This is a genomic window from Streptomyces himastatinicus ATCC 53653, from assembly GCF_000158915.1.
In the GTDB taxonomy this organism is placed as follows: domain Bacteria; phylum Actinomycetota; class Actinomycetes; order Streptomycetales; family Streptomycetaceae; genus Streptomyces; species Streptomyces himastatinicus.
Genome location: NZ_GG657754.1, coordinates 3,045,080 through 3,046,205, shown reverse-complemented (window position 1 = coordinate 3,046,205; position 1,126 = coordinate 3,045,080). Strand labels below are relative to the sequence as shown.

2 protein-coding genes are annotated in these 1,126 nt (G+C 74.2%); both read left to right on the top strand.

What is annotated here, in order from left to right; translation table 11 throughout:
- Positions 1–720 (top strand): acetate--CoA ligase family protein (locus SSOG_RS12325; RefSeq protein ID WP_039937340.1); only part of this gene is annotated, 720 nt, incomplete at its 5' end.
- A 62-nt stretch (positions 721–782) separates the two neighbouring features.
- Positions 783–1,126, top strand: a 344-nt coding sequence (locus SSOG_RS53490; protein ID WP_039941012.1) for a DUF5998 family protein, incomplete at its 3' end; no start/stop codon positions are given.

Here is a 1,126-nt window from a genome sequence, read left to right as displayed (position 1 = left end):
AAGCCCCCGCGCCTGACGGGCCCGGCGAATCCCGACATCGAGCTGTCCGCCGCCGACACCCAGCGCCTGCTGGCCCGCTACGGCGTCAGCGTGCTGCCCGCGCTGCCCGCGCCGGACCCCGACACCGCCGTACGGGCCGCCGGGCGGCTCGGCTACCCGGTCGCGCTGAAGCCCACCGCCCCGCAGCTGCGCCACCGCACCGACCTGGGCGGGGTGCGGCTCGACCTCGGCGGCGAGACGGAACTGCGCCGCGCGTACGCCGAATTGACCGCCCATCTCGGTCCTGCCGAGGAGCTGGGCCTGGTCGTGCAGCGGATGGCGCCGCGCGGTGTCGACACCGTCGTACGGGCCGCGATAGACCCCGGTGCCGGAGCCGTGCTCTCCTTCGGGCTCGCCGGCGCCCCGTCCGAACTGCTGGGCGACACCGCCCACCGGCTCGTGCCCGCCACCGACCGGGACGCGGCCGAGCTGATCAGGTCCATCCGGACCGCGCCGCTCCTCTTCGGCTGGCGGGGTTCCAAACCGGTGGACACCGCGGCCCTCGAGGAGCTGCTGCTGAGGGTGTCGCGGCTGGTGGACGACCATCCCGAGGTGGTCGCCGTCGATCTGGAGCCGGTGGTCGTCGCCCAGCGCGGCCTCTCCGTGCTCGGCGCGTCCGCGAGGCTGGCGCCGCCGCCCGTGCGCACCGACCTCGGCCCCCGCCATCTGCCCGCCTACTGACGGGCCGGGACCGGTGACGGGCATGGGAGCCGGTGTCGGCGCCGCCCCGTAGGATGGTGCCCATGGCGAAGACCGGTACGACGACCCAGGGGCTGCGCGCGGCGATCGAGCGCAGCGGCTATTACCCGGCACTCGTGGCCGAGGCGGTGGAGGCCGCCGTGGGCGGCGAGCCGATCGTGTCGTACCTGGTCCATCAGGAGACCACGTTCGACGCCAACGAGGTGCGCCGCCATGTCACGGTCCTCGTCCTCACCGGGAACCGCTTCATCGTCAGCCACACCGACGAGCAGGCCGCGGACGGCACCTCCCCGTCGCCGTACGCGACCACCTCCACCGAGTCCGTGAAGCTCCAGCGGATCTCCTCGGTCGTGCTCAGCCGGGTCGTCGCCAACCCCGAGTCGTACAC